Source organism: Sphingomonas xanthus (assembly GCF_007998985.1).
GTDB classification, from domain to species: Bacteria; Pseudomonadota; Alphaproteobacteria; order Sphingomonadales; family Sphingomonadaceae; genus Sphingomicrobium; species Sphingomicrobium xanthum.
The window spans coordinates 1,091,927-1,108,964 of the sequence record NZ_CP041659.1 but is presented as its reverse complement, the minus strand read 5'-3'; the positions used below and the strand labels follow the sequence as shown (position 1 = coordinate 1,108,964).

The following is a 17,038-nucleotide window of genomic DNA, read 5'->3' as shown; positions in this document are numbered from 1 at the left end:
GGTCATGACACGGCGATTGTTCGAATGCGGGGGCGATAACAGCGGCGCGGTTGCGCCCACGGTTGCGCTATCCCTGGTTGCACTGATTGCGGTCGGTGGCATCGCGTTCGACTATGCAAGGCTGGCGTCCATGGACACCGAATTGCAAAATGCCGCGGACCAGGCAGCGCTGGCCGCGGCAAGCCAGCTCGACAAGAAAGCCGGCGCTTGTTCGCGCGCCGATGCCGCGGCGCAAACGCTGGTCGCCAATCAGACCCGGTTCGCCAATGACGGCAATGCCTCGGGACTGGCGATCACCATTCCCAGCGAGCCGAACTGCGACGCGACGGGCAATGTCCGTTTCTATCAGGACAAGGCCAAGACCACTCCGGCGACGACCGATGCCGAGGCCCGGTTCGTCGAAATTACCGTCAATAGTCGCCAGGCCAATTATGCTTTGACGCCGATCGCCGGCGCGTTCAGCTCGGGCGCGCTCGCGGCGACGGCTTATGCCGGCATGGGCTCAGCGATCTGCAAGATCCCGCCGCTGATGATGTGCAATCCCAATCCCGGACAGCCGTTCGATCCCGACGCGTGGCGCGGCAAGGGGCTGAAGCTGTTCATGGGCGGCGGCAACAGCTGGGGGGCAGGCAATTTCGGCTGGCTCGACGTGGGTGCGACGAACAACGGCACGCCCGACCAGCAGGTCGCCATCGGCATGGATTCGCCCAACACCAATTGCGTCGCCGATGCGGGCGTCGACGTCGACACCGGCGTGTCGGCTTCGGTCCTCGACGCTTTGAACGTCAGGTTCGACATTTTCCAGAATGGGTGGGGCCGGAACACCTGCTTCCCGCATGCCGCATGCAGCCCGGCCTACAATACCACCAAGGACCTGATGCGGATGCATGCGCCGAGCGCCAACAGCTGCGGCATCGCCAATGCGGAATGGCGGCTTCCGCCCGATGCCGACCAATATGTCGCATCCAACGCCGCGGGCGACGATGCCCAGGTGACGCTGATGGGTTATCCCATGGATATCTGCCATTATCCTGCGGGCGGCGGCTGCGGCACGACCAACGCGCGCTTCGGAAACGGGGCGTGGCGGCGCGACATCTACTTCCTGAAGAACCACCCGTCGATGAGCGACGCGACCGGATCGAACTGGCAGGCCGCAACCGGCCTTGGGGCAGCAGCGAGCCGCTACGATTTCTATCGTTGGGAACAGAATGTTTCTGGTGTCGGCAATTCCAATGGCGCACGTCCCCAGCCGACGGCGGCCTACGACTTCAATGGCAACGCCAATGACGGCACCTATACTCAGCATGGCCGGCCGGTGTGCAAGCCCCCGGGGCTGCTGCCCGGCGGCGCCCAGCCCGACCGCCGGATCATCGCGGCCGCGATTGGCGACAATTGCGCCCAGCTGACAGGAAGCTCGACCTCCCTCAACGTCATCGCCTGGGCCGAAGTTTTCCTCGTCCAGCCCTCCCTGGCCCGGCCAGCTGCGGGCGTCGATGCTAATGAAATCTATGTCGAGATCATCGGCCGGGCCAATCCCACCGGAAGCGGCGCCGCCGCGCAGGTCGTCCACCGCGACGTGCCTTACCTGATCGAGTGATGAGCATGGCTCGGGGACCCGCATCGATGCTGACCTGTCGGAGCGGCGCAGCCGCCGCCGAAATGGCATTGGTGCTGCCGATCCTCATCACCATCCTGTTCGGGTCGGTCGAACTCGGCCGCTATTTCATGGACAGCCATGTGGTTGCCAAGGCGGTGCGCGACGGTGCCCGCTTCGCGGGTCGCCAGCCATTCACCGAAATGCCCTGCGGGGGGACGGCGACCAAGGAAAGCGACATCAAGAACCTCGTCCGCACCGGGACGACCGCCAATGGCGCGCCCGCGCGGATATCCTATTGGACCAATCCGGCCACGATCACGGTGACGATCACCTGCGATTCGACGGCCGCCTATACGTCGTCGGGAATTTACGCCAACGCGTCGGGCGGGGCGCGAAGGGTGACCATCGTCGCGGCGGTTCCCTATGCGACCCTGTTCGGCTTTTCGGCATCAGGGCTCAACGTTCCGGGCCGAAGCGAAGCGGCGGTGATGGGCATATGATGCAGCGTCTTCGCCTCGATCGCAGCGGCGCGTCTGCGGCCGAATTCGCGCTGGTGCTGCCGCTGCTGTTGCTGTTCATATTCGGGATCATCGATGCCGGCCGGTTCCTGTGGGAATTCAACCGGGCCGAAAAGGCGACCCAGATGGGTGTGCGCTATGCAGTCGTTACCGACATGGTCCCATCGACGTTGGCGTCGCATAACTTCGCGCTGACCAACAGCATCCCGGGCGGTGATCCGGTCCCGATCTCGGCGTTCGACAATACGGTTTGCGACACCAGCAGCTGCACCAATAGCTGGGGATATAGCGCGGCAGCGTTCGACAATATCGTCGCGCGAATGAACGCCATGTACCCGCCGATCACCGACAGCAATGTCTGGGTCGAATATCAGAATGTCGGACTTGGCTATGCTGGAGATCCCAACGGTCCCGATGTGGCACCGCTGGTGACCGTTAGATTGACTGGCCTGACCTTCCAGCCGCTTACCTTCCTGCTGTTCGGCGCGAACATCACCATGCCTGATTTCCGGGCAGCGCTGACGCTGGAGGATGGCGCCGGGACTGTATCCAATTGAGGTAAAGATGACCATGTATTCACCCGACCGTGGCACACTGCAGTGGCGAGCCGATACCGGCCCAGCACCGGTGCGCTTGTTGCTTTCCGGGGTCGAGGGCGAGGCCAATGCGCTCGTCGGGGCCAGCGCTGCGGGTTTCCCGCTGGAGCTGGTGTTGGCTGATCCCGCTCAGCAGGTCGACCCGTCGGTGCTCACCGGCGCCGCGGCCGCCGTGGTCCAGGTCAGCGACGGTGACAAACAGTCGATCGCCCGGTTCGAGCAGCTCGCGCAGGGACCGGTGCCGCTGATCGGTGCCGCATTCAATCCGTCGATCGCGCTGGTCCGTGCGCTGGTGCGTGCCGGGGCGCATGACGTGGTGCCGCTCCCGCTCGACATTGCCGAACTGGAAACGGCACTCGATCCCATTCGTAAGATGGTCGCGCAGCAGGCCAGCAGCCCGCGCAGCGGCCACCAGAAACTTGTTGCCGTGATCAAGGGCGAAGGCGGTGTCGGTGCGACCGCGCTGTTGGCCCAGATGGCAAGCCGTTTTGCCGAGAGCGAGACGGAGGTTGGCCGAGAATGCTGCCTGATCGATCTCGACATCCAGTTCGGCGACGCCGCACTCCAGCTCGGACTGCAACCGTCACTGACCTTTGCCGACCTGATCGCCGCCGGAAAGCGCCTCGACGCCGACATGCTGCGGTCAGTGTCGGTCCGCCACGACAGCGGGCTGCGGGTCATTTCCGCGCCCCGCGAAATCATGCCGCTGGAATCGCTCGCCAGCGACCAGCTGCTGACGATCCTCGACCTGGCGACCGCCGAGTTTGGAACGGTTTTCGTCGACCTGCCGGCGAACTGGACCAATTGGTCGCTATCGCTGTTAGCCCGCGCGGATCTCGTGCTGCTGGTTACCGAATTGCGGGTGCCCAGTTTGCACCGGGCTCGTCGCCAGCTCGACCTGCTGGCCTCGCAGGACCTCGGCAACCTTGAATTGCGCGTGATCCTCAATCGCGTCGAAAAGGGTTTGTTCAAGACGCTCGGCCCGGCTGATGCCGAACGGGTACTGAAGCGGCCTGTGGCCTACAGCATCGCCAACGACCATGCGACGATGAGCCAAGCGCTCGACCGGGGCGTGCCCATCGCCGAGATCAAGCGCAAATGCGCGCTGGGCCGTGATCTCGATCAATTACAATTGGGCGTCGCGGCCGCCCTCGGGCTGGAGCACTGACCGATGTGGCAAATTCGTAAACCGATTGACGAGGACGCACCCGAACAGACGGCTGACCGATCCGAAGAGGAGCGCCGCCTGACCACGGTTGGCGACGCCGGCGCATTCGCGCCCAAGGATCTCCACACCGACCTCAAGGTCGAGCTCCACCAGCGACTGCTTGGCCTCATCAACCTGTCCGCGCTCGAAACAATGTCGCGCGAGCAAATCCAGGAAGAAGCCGGCGATATCGTCCTTGAGGAATTGGACAAGCAGCGCCACGCGCTCAACAATGCTGAACGGCGGCAGCTTGTCGACGACGTCCTCGATGAATTGCTTGGCCTGGGGCCGCTCGAACCGCTGCTCAAGGATGCCACCATCACCGATATCCTGGTCAACGGCCACGATAGCGTGTTCGTCGAGCGCTATGGCGTGCTCGAAGCCTCCCCGGTGCGGTTCAAGGACGAGCGCCACCTGATCCGCATCATCCAGAAGATCGTGTCGGCGGTCGGTCGGCGCGTCGATGAATCGGCCCCAATGGTCGATGCGCGGCTCGCCGACGGGAGCCGCGTCAACGCCGTGGTTCCTCCGCTCGCGCTCGATGGCGCGCTCTTGTCGATCCGCAAATTCGCCAAGGTGCCGATCAGCCTTGCCCGGTTGATCGAGATCGGATCGGTCCCGGCCCAGGTGGCCGAGGTTTTGAAGGCGGTGGTCGCGGCGCGGCTCAACGTCCTCATTTCGGGAGGTACCGGTTCGGGCAAGACCACCATGCTCAATGCCATGTCTGCGTTCATCGACAACCGGGAGCGGATCGTGACGATCGAGGACTCGGCCGAATTGCAACTTCAACAAAGCCATGTCGTCCGTTTGGAAACCCGCCCAGCCAATATCGAGGGCAAGGGCGAAATAATGCAGCGGGACCTAGTCAAGAATTCCCTGCGCATGCGGCCCGACCGGATCATCGTCGGCGAAGTCCGCGCCGGGGAGGCGTTCGACATGCTGCAAGCGATGAATACCGGCCATGACGGTTCGATGACCACCGTTCACGCCAATACGCCGCGTGACGCGCTGAGCCGCGTCGAGCAGATGATCGGCATGAGCGGGATCGACATCCCGGCCAGGTCCGCCCGAGCCCAGATCTCCTCGGCGATCCATGTCGTGGTCCAGGTCGCGCGCCTCAGTGACGGCCGGCGCAAGCTGACCAGCCTGTCTGAGCTTTCGGGCATGGAGGGCGACGTCATCACCATGCAGGAAATCTTCCGCTTCCGGCAGACCGGCGTGTCGAGTGACGGCATAGTGCAAGGGAAGTTCGAAGCCACCGGTATCCGCCCGCGCTTCCTCGATCAGGTCATGGCACATGGCGTGTCATTGTCGCCCGACCTGTTCCGGCCAGACAGGAATTTCGAAGCATGAGCGACATCTGGATCCGCGCCCTTGTCCTCATCCTGATTTTCGCCGCGGTGGTTTTCGCGGTCGAGCGACTGATGGCTGCGGCCGTCGGGCGAAGGCTTGAAAACCGGGCGATCAACCAGCGGCTCGACCTCATCAATCGCGGCATGCCGCGAAGCGAGGCGATGCTCCTGCTACGCCGCCGCGTCAGCCACCTTCCGGTGCTGCCCGACCTGCTCGCGGGACCGGCGATCCGGTTTGAAAAGATGCTCATGGCGGCAGGCGTAGCAATCCCGACCGGCAGACTGATGCTCTACCTGCTGGTCGCGCCGATCGCACTCTTCCTCATCATCATTCTGGCAATGGTGGTGTCGGGCGCGGCGCTTGGCGGCGGGCGCGTGCTGATGCTCGCGACCTTTTCCTTCATCCTCGGTGCGGGCATCCCGCTGCTGTTCTTGTCGATGCGCGCCAACCGGATGCGCAAGAAGATCCAGGACCAGTTCCCGGTCGCCCTCGACGTGTTCGTCAGGGGCCTTCGGGCCGGTCACCCGATCGCCGCGGCGCTCGACCTCCTTACCGTAGAGATGCCCGATCCGATCGGCAGTCAGTTCGGCATCGTCGTCGATGAGGTGACCTATGGCGCTGACCTGCGTGACGCATTGACGGCAATGGCCGACCGCTGGGACCTCGACGACATGCGGATGTTCGTCGTGTCCCTGTCGGTGCAGAATGAAACGGGCGGCAACCTTGCCGAGATCCTCGAAAATCTGAGCGCCGTGATCCGTGAACGCGCATCGATGATGCTCAAGGTCCGCGCCCTGTCGAGCGAAGGCCGGATGACCGCGACGATGTTGACCGCCCTGCCGGTGGTGGCTTTCACCATCCTGTTCCTGGGCAACCCGAGCTTCTACCTCGATGTCGCCGACGATCCGGCCTTTATCCCGGGTTATGTCGTGTTGCTTGCGATGTACGCGATCGGCTTCTGGTCGATCCGTCGAATGATCGACTTGAAGGTGTAACGCGCATGACCGAACTTCTCGCCAACGACACGGCCCGTATCGCCCTCCTGGCTCTGCTATTCATGGCGGTGGTGGCGGTTGGATTTGCGATCATCGGTGGCTTTAGCGACCGCAAGTCGGTCCGCGAACGACTTGCAACATCTTCGACGGGCCATTCCCATGATGAAATGGGCGATCATGCCGGACTGCGTATCCACGACGCGCGCGGTGCCTGGATAGCGTTGGTGACGGCCATCGAAAAGGCCGGCGTTCCTCTGGTCGACACCAAGGACGCGACCCTGCGCAGCCGCCTGGTTGCTGCCGGCTATTCGCAGGAACATGCGCCGCGGGTTTACTCGTTAGTGCGTTTGTTTCTAGTCGTCGCGCTGCCGGTCATCGCGCTTGGATTTCTGTGGCTGAGCGGCAGTTCGCCGTCACTGACCAAGCTCTATTTCATCGGCACGGCGGCGGCGCTGCTTGGCCTTTATTTCCCCAACCTGTGGGTCCGCGCCCGCGCCGACCGGCGCCAGCGGGAAATCATCAATGGTTTTCCCGATGCGCTCGACCTGATGCTGGTCTGCGTCGAGGCCGGACTTGGTCTCGAAGCCGCCTTCAGCCGCGTTGGCATGGAAATGACCCGTTCGCATCCCTTGCTCGCCGAACAGCTGGGCGCGGTCGTGCTCGAACTTCGCGCCGGCCGCAGCCAGGAAGATGCGTTGCGCCGAATGGCCGACCGTGCCGGGGCGGACGAAATCCGCGCCTTCGCCACGCTGCTGATCCAGAGTCACAAGCTCGGCTCGTCGATCGCCCAGACGCTGCGCACCTATGCCGGGGAAATGCGCGAACGGCGCCGGATGCGGGCCGAGGAAAAGGCGCACCGGCTTCCGGTGCTTCTGTCCATCCCGCTGGTGACCTGCATGCTTCCGGTGATGATCGGCGTGCTGATGCTGCCCGCCGTCATCCGCACCATCCGCGTCATTCTACCAGCCATGGGGGAATAATATGAGGCAGCAATCGACCCGACTCGTCCTCGCCATCGCCGCGGCCGCCGCCACGTCCTGTTCGGGCGGCGGCTTTGACGTCCGCCCGATCAAGCAGCCGCTCGCCGCCGGAATTCAGCCTGCCGATTTTCGCGTTGCTGAGGGGCATTCACAGCTCGCCCTGGGTAATGTCGGCCTAGCCGTCGAAGCCTATCGCAAGGCGCTGCGCCAGCGGCCGGACAGTGTTGACGCGCTGCTCGGCCTGGCAACGGCCTATGAAAAGATGGGGCGCACCGATCTATCGCGCCGCCATTACGAGCTGGCGTTGGCTGTGTCGCCAACCAACCCTGAAAGCTACGCGCTTCTTGCCCAGTCCCTGGACCGACAGGGGCTGGATGAGGAGGCTGCACGAGTGAAGGCTGAACTGGCGTCGCGAAGCGCCGCCCCCGAGGCGCCTAGTGAAGCGCCGGGATCGGTCTCCGTGCTGCCGCCGCCACCGGCGCCCAGCGTGACGGTCGCCCTCGCGCCGCCGCGCTCCGTGCCGGTGGCGGTTGATTCAGCGGGCAAGTCGATGCGGCTGGCCCGGCTTTCGATGGCTGAGGTGGCCCTGATCACTAGTGCGCAGCCGCGCTGGACGGCCCGTACCGTCGAACGGACCGCGAAGCGGACCACCATCCGTTTCGAAGCCCGCAGTCAAACTCCGATCAGGCTGCTCAATGCTGCCCGGGTCGAAGGGCTTGCGGCCCGGACTCGCGCCTATCTGGCCAGCCGGGGCTTTGGCGGTGCCCAGATCGGCGATGCGCCGGCGCCCCGCCAAGCCAGCGTCATTGTCTACAGCAGCGAGAATCGGGCTAGGGCCGAGCGACTCGCGGCGCAGTTCGGCTTCAGGCTCGAGCGTGAGGAGGGTGTGGGGGCAGCCGTGGTCATCCTGCTCGGGCGGGACGCAGCCCGCGACCGGTCGCTCACTTCATCGACGGCATGATCCCCACTCTTGCGCTATTGCTGCTGGCGGCTGAACCGGACCCGGCGCCTGCGCCTTCGCCGCCGCCAATCGAGCTCAACCTTTCGCTGACCGAAGCCGGGCGCGCGATCGAGGCCGGTCGGCTCGACCAGGCCAAGGCGATGCTCGCCGGGGCGGTCGCCGCCGGCGCCAAGGGTGAACCGGTCGATCGGCTGCTCGCGGATCTGGCGCTTGCACGCGGCGAAAATGAACAGGCGATAAGCCTCTATCAGGGACTGCTGGCATCCCATCCGGACGAAAGGCTGCTCCTGGAACGCGCCGGGATGGCGGCAATCAAGCTGGGGCGGCTGGCTGAGGCGACCGCATTGCTCGACCGCGCCACTCGCCAGGCCGATGCGGGGTGGCGAGCATGGAATGCCCGGGGCGTTGCCGCTGACCGCCAGGGCCGTTGGGACGAGGCCGACGCCGCTTATGCCCGAGCCGCGGCGCTGGATTCGAGTCGAGCCGAAGTGGCCAACAACCAGGGTTGGTCGCTGATGTTGCGCGGCCTTTGGGGCGAGGCGCTGGCCGCCTTTGACCGGGCCTATCTGGTCAACCCGAACCTGCCGCGCCTCGCCAATAATCGGGAGCTTGCGCGCGCGGCTGCGGCCGCAGACCTTCCGCAACGCAGGCCCGGCGAACTGGACGACGCCTTTGCTGCCCGGCTTAATGACGCGGGCGTTGCGGCGATGGCGGTGGGGCAAGCAAAACGTGCTGAGGCGGCGTTTGCCCAAGCGATCGAACTCAAAGCGCATTGGTATTCCAAGGCCGCCGACAATCTCGCCGCGCTCGGGCCCGCTCGGTGACGCTTATCGAGTCAGCGCCCCACTGGCTGTTCATCGCGCTGCTGACCTTGCTGGGCCTCGCGGCGCTCGAAGACGGCTGGCGGTTGAAGATCGGCAACTGGATTTCGGCGCTCATCGCCATTGGTGCCTTTGCCGCCCTGCTGGGCAATGGACCGATCGTCGGGTTCTGGCAGAATCTGCTGCTGTGCGGCTTGACCCTGATGGTTGGCACCGGGCTGTTCGCGCGCGGCATCATGGGCGGGGGCGACGTCAAGTTGCTGGCGGCGTCAGCGCTGTGGTTTGACCTGTCGAGTGGATGGAAAATGCTGGTGGCGATTGCGATCGCCGGCGGGCTAGAAGCGATCATCGTGTTGCTCGCCCGCTTACTCCCCTGGTTCGAAAGGGCCCGCCAGCGCGTCGCGCTGATCCGTCGGGGCGGCGGCATTCCTTACGGAATCGCCATTGCCGCCGGGGTGATCTTGGTGGGGGTATGGCTCCGCTCATGATTCGGACCGCGTGGCTATTGTTGCTCGCGGCGTCCCCGCTGGTCGCCCAGCCCCGTATCGTCGCGGCGCGGGGGTCGTGGGTGGCCCTGCAGCAGGGACGCACCTGCGAAGCGGCGGCAAGGTCGAGTGGACAGGTTTTCAAGAATCGCGAGCCAGCGCGAGCCAGCCTGTCATTCGATGCCGGCGGCCCACGGCGCGGCCAATTCGCGGCCCGGCTCAGCCGGAAGCCCCGCGAAGGGGCAAGCGTCATGCTTCATGTCGGGGGCCAGCCATTCTTGCTGATGACCCGGGGCGACATGGCGTGGAGCCGCGGGCCGGCGCAGGAGGCGGCGATCATCGCGGCGATGCGCCGGTCGGGCGGTATGCGGGTTGAAACGCGAAGCCAAGGGGGCGGCCGGATCGTCGACCGCTATCCGCTTAATGGCGCGCCGCTAGCAATCGACGCAGCGGCGGCCTGTGCGGCAACGCTGGCAAATCGCTGAAAAATCGACTATTGGCGCCCGCCTGCCATGAGCGCCGATACCTCCTTGATGCCGATTCCCGGCCCCGTCGACCCCGTGCCCGTCCCGCGGGCCCCGTCCTCGCGCGCAGACGGAAGGGTCGAACTGGTAGGCCTGCCGCGCGACCAAATTCGCGAAGCACTGGAGGCGGCCGGGATGGAACCGCGTCAGGCCAAGCTTCGCGCCAAGCAGATATGGCATTGGATCTATAACCGGGGCGTAGGCGAATTTGCGGCGATGACCGATATCGCCAAGGCGCAGCAGCCCTGGCTCGCGGAACGCTTTACGATCACCCGGCCCGAAGTAGTCGAGGCGCAGGTGTCGACCGATGGCACGCGCAAATGGCTTCTCAAGACCCACGATGGCCATGAGTTCGAGATGGTGTTCATCCCGGACGCGGACCGCGGCACCCTGTGCGTTTCTAGTCAGGTAGGCTGCACCCTCAATTGCCGCTTCTGTCACACCGGCACGATGAAGCTGGTCCGCAACCTGGACCCGGGCGAAATCGTCGGCCAGGTCATGCTTGCCCGAGACGCGCTGGGCGAATGGCCAAGCTCTCCTGACGGGCGGATGCTGACCAATATCGTCATGATGGGGATGGGCGAGCCACTCTATAATTTCGACAATGTGAAGCAGGCGCTGAAAATTGTCATGGACGGCGACGGACTGGGCCTTTCGAAGCGTCGCATCACCCTTTCGACCTCAGGCGTGGTGCCGATGATGGAGCGCTGCGGCGATGAGATCGGGGTGAATTTGGCGGTCAGCCTGCACGCGGTGACCAAGGACGTCCGCGACGAGATCGTCCCGCTCAACCGGAAATATGGCATTGAGCAGTTGTTGCAGGCCTGCGCCGATTACCCCGGTGCCAACAACGCGCGTCGCATCACCTTCGAATATGTCATGCTGAAGGACAAGAATGACAGCGACGCCGACGCCCACGAACTGGTCCGGCTGCTGAAGGCCTTCAAGCTTCCGGCCAAGGTCAACCTGATCCCGTTCAACCCGTGGGCGGGGGCGCCCTACGAATGTTCGTCGCCGGAACGCATCCGTGCGTTCAGCAACATCGTGTTCGAAGCCGGCATCTCCGCGCCGGTGCGCACGCCGCGCGGCCGGGACATCGACGCTGCCTGCGGCCAGTTGAAGACCAGCGCGGAAAAGAAGCGGCGCGCGGACTTGGACCGCGAAGCTGCAACCGGGTTGCACGACGCCGCCTGATTGGCCACCCTTCACCCGGGCCAACGGGGGACCGCGATGATCGACCGCCTGCTTGCAACGCTGATCGGCAAGGGCCGGCTGACCGTGATTCTGCCGGGCGGTGGGTCCAAGACCTTCGGCCCCGGCGGGGAACCCTCGCTGACCGTCCGGGTCACCGATCGCAAGACAATGTTCCAGCTTTTGCGCAACCCGCGCCTGGCGATCGGCGAAGCCTATATGGACGGGCGCGTGGTGATCGAGGACGGGACGATCCTCGACCTGTTGCAGCTGGTGGTCGGTGCGAACCGCTGGGAAGACAAAGGCGGCGGGCGCAAGGCCCTCAGCAAGGGCAAGAATCGCTGGAAGTCGCTGTTTCGCCGCAACGCGGTCAGGCAGTCGCGAAAGAATGTCGCGCACCATTATGACATTGGCAACGATCTCTACCGGCTCTTCCTCGACGACGATCTGCAGTATAGTTGCGCCTATTTCACCGATCCCCGCAACGGCCTTGAACAGGCGCAGAGTGACAAAAAGGCGCATATCGCCGCCAAGCTTTACTTGAAGCCGGGCCAGCGGGTGCTCGACATCGGCTGCGGCTGGGGCGGGACCGCGCTGTACCTTAACCGCGTTGCCGACGTCGACGTGCTGGGCGTGACGCTATCCGAACAGCAGCTCAAGGTGGCGCGGGCCCGGGCCGAGGAGGCCGGCGTAGCCGACCGGGTGACATTCGAACTGGTCGACTATCGCTCGATCGAAGGACGGTTCGATCGGATCGTGTCGATCGGCATGTTCGAACATGTCGGCGCCGCGCATTTCGACGAATTTTTCGCCAAGTGCCGGGAGCTGCTGGCCGACGACGGGGTGATGCTGCTCCATACCATCGGCAAATATGGCAAGGCCGCCGCGCCCGACCCGTTCACCGACAAGTGGATCTTCCCCGGCTATCACCTTCCGTCGCTGAGCCAGCTCGCCGCCTCGACCGAGAAAGTGAAGCTGATCACCAGCGATTTCGAGCTTTTGCGGCTTCACTATGCCTACACGCTGCGCCATTGGCTGGAGCGGGCGACGAAAAACCGCGACGAGATCGTCGCGCTTCATGACGAGCGATTCTTCCGGATGTGGGAATTCTACCTGGCCGGTGGGATCGTCGGCTTCGAACATGGCGCGATGTGCAATTTCCAGGCGCAGTATATCCGCGACCGCAACGCGCTGCCGATCACCCGCGACTATCTGGCCGAAGCGGAAGATCGGTATCGCCGCCTAGGCTGACGGCGGGTACAGCTTGTTCATCGAAGCCCAGCTGATCTCGGCGAGCCGTTCTAGGACATCCATGTCGACGTCGGCGAGCTTTCGGATGTAGAGGCAGGACTTGCCAACTTTGTACCTGCCCAACCGCGTGAACAGCTGGTCGGCTTCCGCCTGCCGGTCGCAGTAATTGCCCATCAAATAAACCACCAGCTCGGCCTTTCGGGGTGAAAAGCCGATCCGCGGCGCATTGCCTTCATGACCGCTGGCGTAGTGGTAGTGATAATCGCCATAGCCGACGATCGAGGGTCCCCACATCTTCGGCGGATGACCCGAAACCCGGCGCAACAGCGTGTCTATTTCGCCCGCTTCCGCGCGCCGCCGTTCATCGGCGACAGCGGCAATGAACTCCTCGACGCTGACCTCGGTCGGCTTGGTCTTGGCTTCATATTTCGCCATCGCGCGTCCTATCTGGCGTGCAGCTCCTTGAGCAGCGCCGGCGCAGGGTAAATGAAGCGCAGCGCCTGTTCCAGCGCCGCCGTGGTGACTCCGATCGACCGGGCCATGGTCATGTCATAGGCATAATCGTTGCGCAGGCCGTGGATGTTGCGGTCGAAATTGGCGCCGATCACATTGAGGTTGCGGTCGATCACCGGCGAACCGGAATTGCCGCCGATCGTGTCGGTCGCATAGGCCATGTCGAAGGCCCCCTCCAGCTTCAGCTTCGCCTTGTTGGCGAGGAATGCTGGGGCCAGCGCGAAAGGCTCGGCGCCGGTCGCCCGGTCGAACGCCCCGGCGAAGGTCGTGCGGTGCGGGACAGCCGCGCCATTTTCGGTCCATCCGCCGACCTTGCCGTAGGTGATCCGCAGGCTGAAGGTCGCGTCGGGATAGACGCTGTCGCCATAGGCCGCAAAGCGGGCATCGGCGAGCTTGGCCCGCGCTGCGGTCAACGGTCCGTCGACCTGCTCGTCATAAATCTTCTGTAGCCGCCGGTCGTTGGCTTCGACCGCGCGGGCATAGACGATCATCGGATCGGCCGAACCCGCGATTGCCGCCTCGCCGCCATTCCACAGCGCCCTACGGACGGCGGGATCGGCAAGCCGTGTACCCTCGACCAACCGCTCGGCGAGGCCCTCGGGCGACTCCCTGCCCAACAGCAGCCGGGTTTGCGGATGGTCGGCGCCGAGATATTCCCGGGCCTTGCTGAGTGAGAAGCGCATCGTCAACTGCTCGAGCCACGGGGCAATCGGCTTGGGATCCAGCAGGTTCTTTTCGAGCAGCGGCAATGCGCTGTCGCTATAGCCGGGCAGGCGGTCGGCATTAGGCTTGGCCCGTTCCTGCGCCGCGCGGACAAGCGCGAGGGCATAGTCGAACAGCTCTCCCTCGGGCTGGGAGAAGCGGCGTTGCGTATCGATCGCCCCAAGCGCGGCCATCGCCGTTGCGACCTCGCTCCAGGGATCGCCAATCGCGGCATTGCCGGCGCTCTTCGCCTTCAGTTCCGCCTCGCGCGCCGCAAGTGATGCGTAGAAGCCGCTGTCGTTCAGCGCCTTCACCCTGCCAATGGTGCGCTTGAGGTTGTTTTCGACGCCATACAGCACGTCGGTAGCCTCGCGCTTGCGCTCGGCGTCGACGCCCATCGCCTCGATCAGGCGGCCGCGAAGTTCAGATTGCATCGCCAGCGTTACAGGCAAATTGACTTCGCGCTGATAGGCGAATTGGCTCATCGTCAGCATGCGCTGGGTCGAGCCGGGATTGCCGACGACGAACACCGGCTCGCCCGCCACGGGTTCGCGCGCGGCCCATCTGAGATGCTGCGGAGTAGCCACGGGCCGCCCATTTTCATAGGCGCGCAGGAAGGCGCCATCGAGCGCGTAGCGCGGGAAATTATAATTGTCGGGGTCGCCGCCGAACTTCGAGGCGGCATCCTCGGGTGCCCACGCGATTCGGACGTCCGAATATTTGCGGTAGCTGTAAAGCTTGTACTGGCCGCCGCCATAAAGGCTGACCACTTGGCAGCGGCTGGTCACCGTATCGGGACAGGTGGCCTTCTCGATCGTCGCGATGGCCGCGGTCCGCGCCTTGACCGCCGCTTCTCCGGTTGCGGCGCCGATGGCCTGCTTCATCTGGCCGGTCACATCGCGAATCCCTGTCACGATCTCGGCCTGCTGGCCCGGACATTGCCGCTCATCGCTGCGCCGAGTCGCGACATAACCCTTGGCGAGCAAGTCGTTTCCTGGCGTCGACAGGTCGGACAGGCACTCAGCGACGCAATGCTGGTTGGTGAGGATCAGTCCTTCGGCGGAGACGAAGCTGGCGGAGCAGCCGCCCGTCAGCCGCACCGCGGCGAGCCGGGCCCGGTCAAGCCAAGCCTGGTCGGGCGCCCAGCCGAAGTCGCTCCGCATTCTTTGCGTGGGAAAAGCATCGAAGGTCCACATGCCTTCGTCAGCATGGGCGGCGCCAAGCGGTAGCAACGCGGCCGAAACAAGCAGCGGCACGCCGCGCGACAGGGCTTTCACGATAGGGCTCCTTGCTACCGGCGAAGTTCGGCGACGAGATGCGGCGCGGGATAGATTTTCTCCAGCGCCTCCTGGATGGCGTCGGTCGAGACGACGACGGTGCGATTGAGCGTCGCGTCATAGCCATAATTGCCACCGAGGCTGTGGATGTTGCCATCGAACGCCGCACCGATGACCTTTCCCGACCGGTCGATTACCGGCGATCCAGAATTGCCCCCGATAATGTCGTTGGTCGTGACGAAATTGTAGGCCGCTTTCTTGTCGATCCGGGCCTGGTGTTTGACGAAGGCCGCTGGCAAATCGAACGGCTCGGCGCCGGTCGCCCGGTCAAAGGTGCCGCCCAGCGCCGTGCGGGTCGGGACCTTCTGGCCACGCTCGGTCCAGCCCTGCACCCGTCCGTAGCTGATCCGGAGCGTAAAGGTCGCGTCAGGGTAGATCGTGTCACCGAAGGCGGCGAAGCGCGCGTCGGCGAGCTTGGCCTGGGCCGAGGTCAGTGGCGCATCGACCAGCTCATCATATCTTTTCTGAAGGTCGCGGTCGTTGGCGTCGATTGAGCGCGCGTAAACGATCATCGGGTCGGTCGAGGCGGCGATGGCGGCCGCGCCGCCTTCCCACAGTGCCTTGCGAACCGACGGATCGGCCAGCCTGGTGCCGCTGACCAGCCGCTCCGCAAGGCCTTCTGGCGATTCCATGCCCAGCATCAGCCTCGTCTGCGGATCGTCGGCGCCAAGATATTCGCGGGCCTTGCTCAAGGACCATTCCATCATCAGTTGGTCAAGCCAGGGATGGATGGGCTTTGCATCGAGCAATCGCTTCTCGACCAGCGGCAGCGCCGAGTCCGAATATCCGGGCAGCCGCTCGGCATTGGGCTTGGCCCGTTCGTCGGCGGCTCGGACTAGCGTCACGGCATAGTTGAACAATTCGCCCGAAGGCAGCGAGAACCGGTCGGCCACGTAGAAGTCGCGATAGGCGCGGACAGCGCCGGCGATATCGGCCCAGGGGTTGCCGATTGCGGCATTGCCGGCGCTGCGGCGCTTCAGATCCGCCTCGGCCGCGGCCAGCCGGCCGGTAAAGGCCGGATCGCCGAGCGCTTTCACCCGGCCAATGTAGACCTTGAGGCTGTTTTCGATCCCGCCCAACGTTTCGGCGCCTTCGCGCGCCTTTTCGGGACTCGAATCCATTGCCGCGATCAATCGACCGCGAAGCTCGGAGAAGATGGTCAGGGTAATCGGCAGGGCAAGCTCGCGCTGGAAAGCCAGCTGCTCGCTGGTCAGCAGCCGCTGGGTCGACCCGGGATTGCCAACGACGAAGGTCGCTTCGCCATCGATCGGCGCGCGGGCGCTCCATTCCAGATGGTTGGGCGTAGCTACCGCTTTGCCGTCCTCATAGGCACGCAGGAAACTGGCATCCATCGAGTACCGGGGAAAGTTGAAATTGTCGGGATCGCCGCCGAACTGGGCGGCCTGCGCCTCGGGTGCCCAGACCAGGCGCACGTCGCTAAACTTGCGATAGGTATAAAGCTTGTACTGGCCTCCGCCATAAAGGCTGACTACCTGGCAGCGAGTCCTTGCCGTATCGGGACAGCCCGAGGATTCGAGCGAGGCCAGGATTGCCGAACGCGCCTTGATTGCCGCTTCGCCCGCCTGGGTGCCGATCGCCTGTTTCACTTGCTCGGATACGTCGCGGATCGATGTGACCAGCTCGGCCTGCTGGCCGGCACATTTCTTCTCTTCCTCGCGGGTGCGGGCGGTGAAGCCTGTCTTTAGGATGTTGGCATCGGCGGTCGAATTTTGTTCGATGCAGGTCGCGACGCAGTGGTGATTGGTGAGGATCAGGCCAGCGTCGGACACGAAGCTGGCCGAACAGCCGCCGGTCAGCCGAACCGCGGCTGCGCGAACCTTGTCGAGCCAGACCTGATCGGGCGCCCAGCCATAGTCGGCGCGCATCTTTGCAGCCGGAAATGAATCGAACGTCCACATGCCCTCGTCGGCGCGGGCGGCACTGAGCGGCAATGCGAGGATCGCGGCGAAAGCGGTACTGGCGCGCAACGCGCGGCAAATCTTCATG

16 protein-coding genes are annotated in these 17,038 nt (G+C 64.4%); 13 read left to right on the top strand and 3 right to left on the bottom strand.

Going from position 1 to position 17,038, the window contains the following annotated elements; genetic code table 11:
• Positions 1-4: 4 nt before the first annotated feature.
• Genes FMM02_RS05540 through FMM02_RS05480 form a run of 13 tightly spaced genes read left to right on the top strand, consistent with a single transcriptional unit; the run spans position 5 to position 12,479 of the window.
• Positions 5-1,597, top strand: a complete 1,593-nt coding sequence (locus FMM02_RS05540) for a pilus assembly protein TadG-related protein (RefSeq protein ID WP_147493925.1) — start codon at positions 5-7, stop codon at positions 1,595-1,597.
• Between the two features lie 26 nt (positions 1,598-1,623).
• The gene (locus FMM02_RS05535; RefSeq protein ID WP_246104837.1) at positions 1,624-2,097 is read left to right on the top strand and encodes a TadE/TadG family type IV pilus assembly protein; all 474 of its coding nucleotides are present in this window, start codon (positions 1,624-1,626) and stop codon (positions 2,095-2,097) included.
• Positions 2,094-2,672: a TadE/TadG family type IV pilus assembly protein gene (locus FMM02_RS05530; RefSeq protein ID WP_147493923.1), complete on the top strand. Its 579-nt coding sequence runs from the start codon at positions 2,094-2,096 to the stop codon at positions 2,670-2,672. Before FMM02_RS05535 ends, FMM02_RS05530 begins: the two co-directional genes overlap by 4 nt.
• Positions 2,673-2,679: 7 nt before the next feature.
• Positions 2,680-3,879 carry a CpaE/TadZ family protein gene (locus FMM02_RS05525; protein WP_147493922.1) on the top strand — a complete coding sequence of 400 codons (1,200 nt, stop codon included), beginning with the start codon at positions 2,680-2,682 and terminating at the stop codon, positions 3,877-3,879.
• A gap of 3 nt (positions 3,880-3,882) precedes the next feature.
• The gene (locus tag FMM02_RS05520) at positions 3,883-5,271 is read left to right on the top strand and encodes a TadA family conjugal transfer-associated ATPase (protein ID WP_147493921.1); all 1,389 of its coding nucleotides are present in this window, start codon (positions 3,883-3,885) and stop codon (positions 5,269-5,271) included.
• Positions 5,268-6,266 (top strand): type II secretion system F family protein, encoded by a 999-nt coding sequence (locus tag FMM02_RS05515; protein ID WP_147493920.1) that lies wholly within the window; start codon positions 5,268-5,270, stop codon positions 6,264-6,266. Before FMM02_RS05520 ends, FMM02_RS05515 begins: the two co-directional genes overlap by 4 nt.
• Positions 6,267-6,271: 5 nt before the next feature.
• Entirely contained in the window at positions 6,272-7,246 is a 975-nt protein-coding gene (locus tag FMM02_RS05510) for a type II secretion system F family protein (RefSeq protein ID WP_147493919.1), read from the top strand.
• 1 nt (position 7,247) lies between these two features.
• A complete protein-coding gene (locus FMM02_RS05505; RefSeq protein WP_147493918.1) occupies positions 7,248-8,207 on the top strand; it encodes a LytR C-terminal domain-containing protein in 960 nt (319 codons plus the stop codon).
• Positions 8,204-9,031, top strand: a complete 828-nt coding sequence (locus FMM02_RS05500) for a tetratricopeptide repeat protein (RefSeq protein ID WP_147493917.1) — start codon at positions 8,204-8,206, stop codon at positions 9,029-9,031. Before FMM02_RS05505 ends, FMM02_RS05500 begins: the two co-directional genes overlap by 4 nt.
• Positions 9,028-9,516: an A24 family peptidase gene (locus tag FMM02_RS05495; RefSeq protein ID WP_147493916.1), complete on the top strand. Its 489-nt coding sequence runs from the start codon at positions 9,028-9,030 to the stop codon at positions 9,514-9,516. The genes FMM02_RS05500 and FMM02_RS05495 overlap by 4 nt, the downstream gene beginning before the upstream one ends.
• Positions 9,513-9,998: a hypothetical protein gene (locus FMM02_RS05490; RefSeq protein ID WP_147493915.1), complete on the top strand. Its 486-nt coding sequence runs from the start codon at positions 9,513-9,515 to the stop codon at positions 9,996-9,998. The genes FMM02_RS05495 and FMM02_RS05490 overlap by 4 nt, the downstream gene beginning before the upstream one ends.
• A gap of 27 nt (positions 9,999-10,025) precedes the next feature.
• Positions 10,026-11,231, top strand: coding sequence for a dual-specificity RNA methyltransferase RlmN (gene rlmN, locus FMM02_RS05485; protein WP_246104836.1), 1,206 nt, complete (start codon positions 10,026-10,028; stop codon positions 11,229-11,231).
• A 36-nt stretch (positions 11,232-11,267) separates the two neighbouring features.
• Positions 11,268-12,479 carry an SAM-dependent methyltransferase gene (locus FMM02_RS05480; RefSeq protein WP_147493914.1) on the top strand — a complete coding sequence of 404 codons (1,212 nt, stop codon included), beginning with the start codon at positions 11,268-11,270 and terminating at the stop codon, positions 12,477-12,479.
• On the opposite strand, the gene FMM02_RS05475 is transcribed toward FMM02_RS05480, so the two are convergent.
• From FMM02_RS05475 to FMM02_RS05465, 3 genes are read right to left on the bottom strand one after another with little or no spacing between them, the layout of a single operon-like run.
• Positions 12,471-12,914: a DUF1801 domain-containing protein gene (locus tag FMM02_RS05475; RefSeq protein ID WP_147493913.1), complete on the bottom strand. Its 444-nt coding sequence runs from the start codon at positions 12,912-12,914 to the stop codon at positions 12,471-12,473. The two genes, FMM02_RS05480 and FMM02_RS05475, sit on opposite strands and share 9 nt — an antisense overlap.
• Positions 12,915-12,922: 8 nt before the next feature.
• Positions 12,923-14,971 carry a S46 family peptidase gene (locus tag FMM02_RS05470; RefSeq protein WP_246104835.1) on the bottom strand — a complete coding sequence of 683 codons (2,049 nt, stop codon included), beginning with the start codon at positions 14,969-14,971 and terminating at the stop codon, positions 12,923-12,925.
• Between the two features lie 14 nt (positions 14,972-14,985).
• Entirely contained in the window at positions 14,986-17,037 is a 2,052-nt protein-coding gene (locus FMM02_RS05465; protein WP_147493912.1) for a S46 family peptidase, read from the bottom strand.
• Between the last annotated feature and the right edge of the window lies 1 nt (position 17,038).

Bases quoted from the DNA above. Each gene is read 5' to 3' on its own strand.
- FMM02_RS05540 (WP_147493925.1), top strand. From the start codon at position 5: ATGACACGGCGATTGTTCGAATGCGGGGGCGATAACAGCGGCGCGGTT.
- FMM02_RS05535 (WP_246104837.1), top strand. From the start codon at position 1,624: ATGCTGACCTGTCGGAGCGGCGCAGCCGCCGCCGAAATGGCATTGGTG.
- FMM02_RS05530 (WP_147493923.1), top strand. From the start codon at position 2,094: ATGATGCAGCGTCTTCGCCTCGATCGCAGCGGCGCGTCTGCGGCCGAA.
- FMM02_RS05525 (WP_147493922.1), top strand. From the start codon at position 2,680: ATGACCATGTATTCACCCGACCGTGGCACACTGCAGTGGCGAGCCGAT.
- FMM02_RS05520 (WP_147493921.1), top strand. From the start codon at position 3,883: ATGTGGCAAATTCGTAAACCGATTGACGAGGACGCACCCGAACAGACG.
- FMM02_RS05515 (WP_147493920.1), top strand. From the start codon at position 5,268: ATGAGCGACATCTGGATCCGCGCCCTTGTCCTCATCCTGATTTTCGCC.
- FMM02_RS05510 (WP_147493919.1), top strand. From the start codon at position 6,272: ATGACCGAACTTCTCGCCAACGACACGGCCCGTATCGCCCTCCTGGCT.
- FMM02_RS05505 (WP_147493918.1), top strand. From the start codon at position 7,248: ATGAGGCAGCAATCGACCCGACTCGTCCTCGCCATCGCCGCGGCCGCC.
- FMM02_RS05500 (WP_147493917.1), top strand. From the start codon at position 8,204: ATGATCCCCACTCTTGCGCTATTGCTGCTGGCGGCTGAACCGGACCCG.
- FMM02_RS05490 (WP_147493915.1), top strand. From the start codon at position 9,513: ATGATTCGGACCGCGTGGCTATTGTTGCTCGCGGCGTCCCCGCTGGTC.
- rlmN (WP_246104836.1), top strand. From the start codon at position 10,026: ATGAGCGCCGATACCTCCTTGATGCCGATTCCCGGCCCCGTCGACCCC.
- FMM02_RS05480 (WP_147493914.1), top strand. From the start codon at position 11,268: ATGATCGACCGCCTGCTTGCAACGCTGATCGGCAAGGGCCGGCTGACC.
- FMM02_RS05475 (WP_147493913.1), bottom strand. From the start codon at position 12,914: ATGGCGAAATATGAAGCCAAGACCAAGCCGACCGAGGTCAGCGTCGAG.
- FMM02_RS05465 (WP_147493912.1), bottom strand. From the start codon at position 17,037: ATGAAGATTTGCCGCGCGTTGCGCGCCAGTACCGCTTTCGCCGCGATC.